6 protein-coding genes are annotated in these 7,554 nt (G+C 62.4%); 4 read left to right on the plus strand and 2 right to left on the minus strand.

What is annotated here, in order from left to right; translation table 11 throughout:
* Positions 1-134 precede the first annotated feature (134 nt).
* From ACTF58_RS05880 to ACTF58_RS05895, 4 genes are read left to right on the plus strand one after another with little or no spacing between them, the layout of a single operon-like run.
* Complete coding sequence (locus ACTF58_RS05880; RefSeq protein WP_438991041.1) at positions 135-998, plus strand: FAD binding domain-containing protein; 864 nt, start codon at positions 135-137, stop codon at positions 996-998.
* Positions 995-1,474: a (2Fe-2S)-binding protein gene (locus tag ACTF58_RS05885; protein WP_438991042.1), complete on the plus strand. Its 480-nt coding sequence runs from the start codon at positions 995-997 to the stop codon at positions 1,472-1,474. The genes ACTF58_RS05880 and ACTF58_RS05885 overlap by 4 nt, the downstream gene beginning before the upstream one ends.
* Positions 1,474-3,717 carry a xanthine dehydrogenase family protein molybdopterin-binding subunit gene (locus tag ACTF58_RS05890; protein WP_438991043.1) on the plus strand — a complete coding sequence of 748 codons (2,244 nt, stop codon included), beginning with the start codon at positions 1,474-1,476 and terminating at the stop codon, positions 3,715-3,717. The genes ACTF58_RS05885 and ACTF58_RS05890 overlap by 1 nt, the downstream gene beginning before the upstream one ends.
* 3 nt (positions 3,718-3,720) lie before the next feature.
* A complete protein-coding gene (locus ACTF58_RS05895) occupies positions 3,721-3,966 on the plus strand; it encodes a MoaD/ThiS family protein (RefSeq protein WP_438991044.1) in 246 nt (81 codons plus the stop codon).
* 125 nt (positions 3,967-4,091) lie between these two features.
* On the opposite strand, the gene ACTF58_RS05900 is transcribed toward ACTF58_RS05895, so the two are convergent.
* Both ACTF58_RS05900 and ACTF58_RS05905 read right to left on the minus strand, forming a co-directional pair.
* Positions 4,092-5,468: a lytic murein transglycosylase gene (locus tag ACTF58_RS05900; RefSeq protein WP_438991045.1), complete on the minus strand. Its 1,377-nt coding sequence runs from the start codon at positions 5,466-5,468 to the stop codon at positions 4,092-4,094.
* Positions 5,469-5,702: 234 nt separating this feature from the next.
* The coding region (locus ACTF58_RS05905) for a ribonuclease R family protein (RefSeq protein WP_438991046.1) at positions 5,703-7,554 on the minus strand (1,852 nt) is incomplete at its 5' end.

Raw genomic sequence — 7,554 nt, forward strand, 5'->3', positions numbered from 1 at the left:
ATTTCGCAGTCGCGACATATCTTGTCGCGGCACGCCCTTGCCAAGCCTCCCCGCTTTGGCGAGACTGCCCCCAAAGGGCGGCCCCCGAGTCTGCCCGAACACAATCCTGAGAGATGAACCCTAGGGAGACGGCCATGAGATTTGAAACTCCAGAAACTGTCGAGGCCGCCGTCGCGCTTCTCGCCGCCGATACAGGCGCGCGCGTTCTGGCAGGCGGCACAGACCTGCTCGTGCGCCTGCGCGCGGGCCATATCGCACCAAGCGCCATCATTGATATCAAGCGTATCACAGGCATGAGCGACATCACCTCCGAGGACGGCGGCTGGCGCATCGGCGCAGGCGTCTCCTGCGCCGCCATGGGCGAACACGCTGGCCTCAAGGCCGACTACCCCGGTGTCGTCGAAGGTGCCGAGCTGATCGGTTCCACCCAAGTTCAGGGCCGCTGCACGATGGTGGGCAATCTCTGCAACGCCGGCCCCGCAGGCGACAGCGTCCCGGCCCTTGTCGCCGCTGGCGCAACGGTGCGTGTCGCTGGCCCCGATGGCACACGCGACGTGGCCGTCCTTGATATCCCCCAAAGCCCGGGCAAAAACGCTCTCGCCGCTGGCGAATTCGTCACATCGGTGTTTCTGCCTGCCCGCACTCAAAAGAGCGGCGATGCCTACCTGCGCTTTATCCCACGCACCGAAATGGACATCGCCGTGGTCGGCTGCGCGGTTAATATTATTCTTGGCGAAGACGGCACAGTGGAATGCGCAGGCGTATCGCTCGGCGCGGTCGCGCCCAAGGTTCTGCTGGTCAAAGAAGCCGCCGAAGCCCTGATCGGCTCCAAATGCGAAGACGCCGCCCTTGAGGCCTGCGCTGCCGCCGCCTCCGCCGCCGCACGCCCGATTGATGACAAACGCGGCACCGTCGCCTTTCGCAAGGATGTCTCGGGCGTCCTCGCCCGCCGCGCCGCCAAGCTTGCCTATACCCGTGCATTGGGAGACACAAAATGAGCCGTATCCACGTCAACACAACCATCAATGGCGATGCCGTCGACTACCTCTGCGAAGCCTCCGACACGCTGCTTGATGTCCTGCGCGACCAGCTTGATCTGACAGGCTCCAAAGAGGGCTGCGCCTCAGGCGATTGTGGCGCTTGCTCGGTCATGCTCGATGGCCGCCTTGTCTGCTCCTGCCTCGTGCTCGGCGCCGAAGCCGCGGGCCGCTCTGTCGAGACCATCGAAGGCATGGCCGACGGCGAAACCCTGCACCCGTTGCAGAAAAACTTTATCGACAAGGCCGCCCTCCAATGCGGCATCTGCACACCGGGCATTCTGGTCGCCGCCAAAGATCTTCTGGCGCGCAACCCCGACCCAACAGAAGAAGAAGTCCGCTACTGGCTCGCAGGCAATCTTTGCCGCTGCACGGGCTATGACAAAATCATCCGCACCGTCCTTGAGACAGCGGCCGAAATGAGAGGCGCAGCATAATGGCAAAAGACGAGTTCCAAACCCGCGAATTCAAAGTCGTCGGCACCCGCGTGCCCCGCCCCGACGGCCTTGACAAAGTCACAGGCCGCGCCCGCTACGGAGCGGATATGTCGGCCCCCGGAATGCTCATAGGCCTCTGCCTGCGCAGCCCCCACGCCCACGCGCGCATTGTCTCGATTGATACCTCAGCAGCCGAAGCCATGACGGGCGTCAAAGCCGTGGTCACTCGCGCAGATTTTACAGTGACCCCCGAAGACCAAGGCACCCGCGACATCCTCGACAATGTCATGGCCGGCGAGAAAGCGCTCTATGACGGCCACACCGTCGCCGCCGTCGCCGCCACCTCCCGCTCTGTCGCCCTCGCGGCGCTGAAGGCGATCAAGGTCGAGTATGACGTGCTGCCCCATGTGGTGGACGTTGACGCCGCCATGAAGCCCGACGCCCCCGTCCTCCACGAAGGCCGTCAGCAGGAGAGCGTCCCCGCGGGCTATAGCCAAAACGTCCTCGCGCGGTCGCAATACGGCCACGGCGACATCGCCGCAGGCTTCGCCAAAGCCGATCTCGTGATCGAACGCAGCTTCACAACCGCCGCAACCCACCAAGGCTATATCGAGCCGCACGCCTGCCTCGCAACCATGGGCAACGATGGCCAAGGCGATCTCTGGTGCTGCACCCAAGGCCACTACATGGTGCGCAACACCTGCTCTGCCATCATGGGCATGGATGCAGGCCGCCTCAAAGTCACAGCCTCGGAAATCGGCGGCGGCTTTGGCGGCAAAACCACTGTGTTCCTTGAGCCCGTCGCGCTGATGCTGTCCAAAAAGACGGGCAAACCCGTCAAGATGACCATGGCGCGCGAAGAAGTCCTGCGCGCCTCTGGCCCGACCTCCTCCACCTCGATTGACATCAAGATCGGCGTGACAAACGCGGGCAAGATCACCGCCGCCCAAGGCGACTTCCGCTACCAGTCAGGCGCGTTCTACGCCATGAACGGCGCACTCGGCGCCATGTGCGGCTTTGCGCCCTATGATCTGGAAAATGTCGAGACAGTCGGCTGGGAAGTGGTCACAAACCGCCCCAAAGCCGCCGCCTACCGCGCCCCCGGCGCGCCCATGGCCGCCTTTGCCGTCGAAAGCGTGATCGACGAACTCGCCAAAGAGCTTGAGATGGACCCGATCGAGCTGCGCCTCCTGAACGCCGCCGACGAAGGCACCAAATCAGCCTATGGCCCGACCTACCCCGCCATCGGCCTCAAAGCCACGCTGGAAGCCGCCAAAGCGCACCCGCACTGGAGCGCACCACTGGGCGAAAACCAAGGCCGCGGTATGGGCTGCGGCTTCTGGTTCAACTTCGGCGGCGACACCTGCGTATCCCTGATGATCAACCCCGACGGCACAGTTTCCCTCTCGGAAGGCAACCCCGACATCGGCGGCTCGCGCGCCTCCATGTCAATGATGGCCGCCGAAGAGCTGGGCATCCCCTACGAACAGGTCCGCACCGTGATCGCCGACACTGCCACACTGGGCCAGAACGAGGTCACAGACGGCTCGCGCGTCACTTTCGCGGTGGGCTTGGCGACAATCAAAGCCGCGCGCCACGCCATCGAAATCATGAAGGCCCGCGCCGCCGCCACATGGGGGATCGAGCCAGAGGCCGTCGAATGGGTCGATGGCGCCGCCCAACCCGCAGGGCCAAACGCGGGCAAATTCCCGCCCATGACCCTCAAAGACATCGCCGCCATCGCCTCAAACACAGGCGGGCCGATCGCAGGCCACTTTGAAGTCAACGCCGAAGGCGCAGGCGTCAGCTTTGGCACCCATATCGCCGATACAGAAGTCGACCCCGAAACAGGCGCTGTCAAAGTCCTGCGCTACACCGTCTTCCAAGACGCAGGCAAAGCGGTCCACCCCGACTATGTCGAAGGCCAGCTCCAAGGCGGCGCTGTCCAAGGCATCGGCTGGGCGCTCAACGAGGAATACATCTACGGCGAAGACGGCACGCTGCAAAACGCAGGCTACCTTGATTACCGTATCCCCGTGGCCTCCGATCTGCCAATGATCGACCCGGTTATCTTGGAAATCCCAAATCCGGGCCACCCCTACGGCGTGCGCGGCGTGGGCGAAACAGGGATCGTCCCGCCACTGGCCACATTGGCCAACGCCGTCAGCCGCGCCGCTGGCGTGCGCATGACAAGCCTGCCGATGTCCCCGCCCAAGCTTCTGGCGGCCATCAAAGCGCGCTAAGCCGTGGTCACGGTCACACTCTGGGGCTCCCTCGCCGATCTGGCGGGGGGCGCACGCGAGCTGGAGGTCAAAGCCTCCAACCTGCGCGAGCTTTTGACAGAACTCGAAGCAAACCACCCCGCCCTGCGCCCCCAACTCGCGCGCGGCGTCTCCGTCTCCATCGACGGCAAAATCTACAACGACAGCTGGTTCCAACCGATCGGTGAAACAAGCGAAGTCGTCCTGCTCAACCGCCTCGAAGGCGGCTGACACCCCCAAAGGAAGCGTCGCCTCGCGCCCCTTCCTCTTTCTAAAAATATCCTCGGGGGAGTTTGAGGGGGCAGACAGCCCCCTCAACGGGTCGGATTTTCGCAAAGCGAAAATTCGAACCCAGATTACCGCCGCTTGATGTGCTGCAAAAGCGCTTCCGAGGCATAGCCATCCGCCACCAGCCCGTTACGGCTCTGATAGGCTTTGATCTGCGCCTTGGTGTTCGGCCCGATCTTGCCGTCGATCTTCTCCAGATCATACCCAAGGCGCTTCAAGACCCGCTGCAACTCCTTGGTCTCATCTTCGCTCAAAGGCCGCTCGCCGGGGCCGAAATTGCCCTCAAGCGGCACACCGCCGCGCAAACGGTCGGAAAGATGCCCGACACCGATCACATAGGCATCCGCCGCATTATAGCGCTCGATGGCGCGGAAGTTCTTCTCAAAGATCATCAAAGCAAGCCCGCGCCCGCCCTCGGGAAAGAGGATCGACGCCGAGCCATAATCGCGCACAGGCTGCCCGCTCATATCCCGCACCCCGAGCCTCGCCCAGTCAGAGGGCATCTTCTGGGTCTTGCGGCTCGCCAGCCCCCGGTTAAAGCCCGCAGGCAAGCGCACTTCCACACCCCAAGGCATCCCCTTCTGCCAGCCCGAGCGCGCCAGATAGGCTGCTGTTGAGGCAAGTGCATCCGTCGGGTCATTGCTCCAAATGTCGCGCTTGCCATCGCCGGTAAAGTCCACAGCAAACAGCTCGTAAGAGGTCGGGATAAACTGCGTATGCCCCATCGCGCCGGCCCAAGAGCCTTTCATCTTGGAAGGCGTCGTGTCGCCGCGCTCCAAGATTTTAAGCGCCGCAATCAGCTGCTTTGAGAAAAACTCGCGCCGCCGCCCGTCATAGGCCAATGTGGCCATCGCCTCGATCACATTATAATCGCCCCTGATGTCGCCATAAAAACTCTCAAGCCCCCAGACGGCGGTGACAATCTCTTTCTCCACGCCATATTTGCGCTCGATCGCCTCCAAAGTGCGGCGGTGCTTGCGCAGCATTTTTTGCCCGTCAGCGACCCGCTTGTCAGACGTCGCATTCGAAAGATATTCCCAGATCGTCTTGGTGAACTCGGCTTGGTTGCCGTCACTCCTGATCACGTCGGTGTTGTATTGAATACCGCGAAACGCCTGATCGATCACCCGCTGACTGATCCCTGCACTGGCCGCACGCGGCTTGAACCCCTCAACCCAACGCTCGAACCCCGCATTCTGCGGATAGGCCTTCACCTCCAGTGGAGTCGCCCCAGAGCTGGCCGCCGCAGTCAAATCCGCAGGCCGCAACACAGGCCGCAAGGTCGGCTGCACCGCACTGACGCGCATCACAGACACAACCTCGCCCCCCGTGCCCGAGCCGGGGCGCATCACCGGGCGCAATGACGTGTCCACCGTGCCGCTCGCCGCCACAGAGCCTGAAAGCCCTGCCACCAATACCGAAAGTCCCAAATATGTCTGAAGCATTCCCGCCTCTTTCGCTGCTCACAGAAAGCCTAACGCGAAACAGTCGTTTCCGAAAGAGAAACCCACAATGGCGTAGCCCCCGCAAGCGAAGCCCTGCCATCTGGCGGCGCGTTTTGCCCATCTTCGAATTTCGCTGCGCGAAATCCGACCAAAGCGAGGGGCGCTGCCCCTCAGATTCATAAGCCATAGAGCTTATGAATCCTCACCCCGGGATATTTTTAGCAAAAAGAAAGGTTATTTGCGTTTGCGTTCGATCTTGCGTTTGGTTTTATCGCCTTTGATCTTGGCACGACTCTGGGCGCGTTTGGGCGGCTTGCCGCGGCCTCTGTGGCTGCTGCCACGGCCCTTGTCGACGGGTTTGCCCTCTATTTCCAAAAGCTCAAGCACGATCCCGCCTGTGACAGGGGCGGCCTCTGCGAGCCTGACTTTCACGCGCAGTCCAAGATTGATCTCGCGGCGTGTTTCAGAGCCGATGAGAATGCCGCGATCCTCGTCGTAGTTGAAATATTCACGCCCCAGCTCGCGCATCGGCACCAGCCCGTCGGCGCCTGTTTCGTCGAGCTTCACAAAGATGCCAAAGCGCGCAATGCCGCTGACTTTGCCGTCAAAGTCCTCGCCCACCCGTTTGTTGAGATAGGAGGCGAGGTAGCGGTCCGTGGTGTCGCGTTCCGCCAGCATGGAGCGGCGCTCGGTGGCGGAAATATGCTGCGCCGTTTCGGCGAGATCGGCCTCATCCTCAGGGGTCAGCCCGTCATCGCCCCAACCGTGGCTCGCAACAAGCGCGCGGTGCACGATCAGGTCGGCATAGCGGCGGATCGGCGAGGTGAAATGCGAGTAGGCCTTCAGCGCGAGGCCAAAGTGGCTGAAGTTTTCGGGCGAATAATAGGCCTGCGTCATCGAGCGCAAAGTGCTCATATTGATCAGCTCGGCCTCATCCATGCCCTCGGCCTGCTTCAGAAGCGTGTTCAGATGGCGCGTTTGCAGCACCTGCCCCTTGGCCAGCGTCAGCCCCGAGGCCTGCGCCACCTCGCGCAGGGCATCGAGCTTCTCGGTGCTTGGCTCTTCATGCACACGAAAGAGCTGCGCCGTCTTGCGCGCAATCAGCTCTTCAGCCGCGCAGACATTGGCCAGCACCATGAACTCCTCGATCATACGATGCGCATCCAACCGCTCGGCATAGTCAATCGAGCGCACCTCGCCCGCCTCACTCAGCACAATCTTGCGCTCTGGCAGATCAAGCTCAAGCGGCTGGCGCACAGCCCGCGCCGCGCGCAGCGCATGATAGGCCTCATAAAGCGGCGCGATCACATCTTCCATCAAAGGCGCGCATTTCGCGTTTGGCGCGCCGTCCTGCGCCGCCTGAACCTCCTGATAATTGAGCGAGGCCGGCGATGTCATCAACCCGCGCACAAAGCTGTGCGAGAGCTTCGCGCCCTGCGCATCCACCTGCATCCGCACCGCAATACAGGCGCGCGGCACACCCTCGTGCAAAGAGCACAAATCGCCAGACAAACGATCCGGCAACATCGGCACAACCCGATCAGGGAAATAGCTGGAGTTGCCGCGCTTGCGCGCCTCGCGGTCAAGCTGCGTGCCGGGGCGCACATAATGCGCCACATCCGCAATCGCGACCCAGATGATATGGCCGCCCTTGTTCTTGGGGTCAGTATCCGCCTCGGCAAAACAGGCGTCGTCGTGGTCGCGCGCATCATGCGGATCAATCGTCACAAGCGGCAGCGCGCGCAAATCTTCGCGCCCCTTAAGGCCCGCAGGTTTCATAGCGTCGGCCTCCGCGATCACAGCGTCAGGAAAACGGTCAGGAATGCCATGTTGATGGATCGCAATCAGGCTCACAGCCCGCGGCCCCGACGGATCACCCAGCCGGTTGACGATCCGCGCCTTGGGCAGGCCCATACGCGCCTTGGGGCCAATATAGGCCCCCTCCACAAGCTCGCCGTCTTTGGCCCCGTTCACAGAGCCGGCCTCGACAATCCATTCTTTCTGCTCGCCCTTGTCGATCGGCAGAATACGCCCGCCCTCCGCGCCTGCGCGGTAAATCCCGAGCACAAGCGTGGGCTGCGTCCCA

It is taken from the genome of Lentibacter sp. (genome assembly GCF_965657785.1).
Lineage (GTDB): Bacteria > Pseudomonadota > Alphaproteobacteria > Rhodobacterales > Rhodobacteraceae > Lentibacter.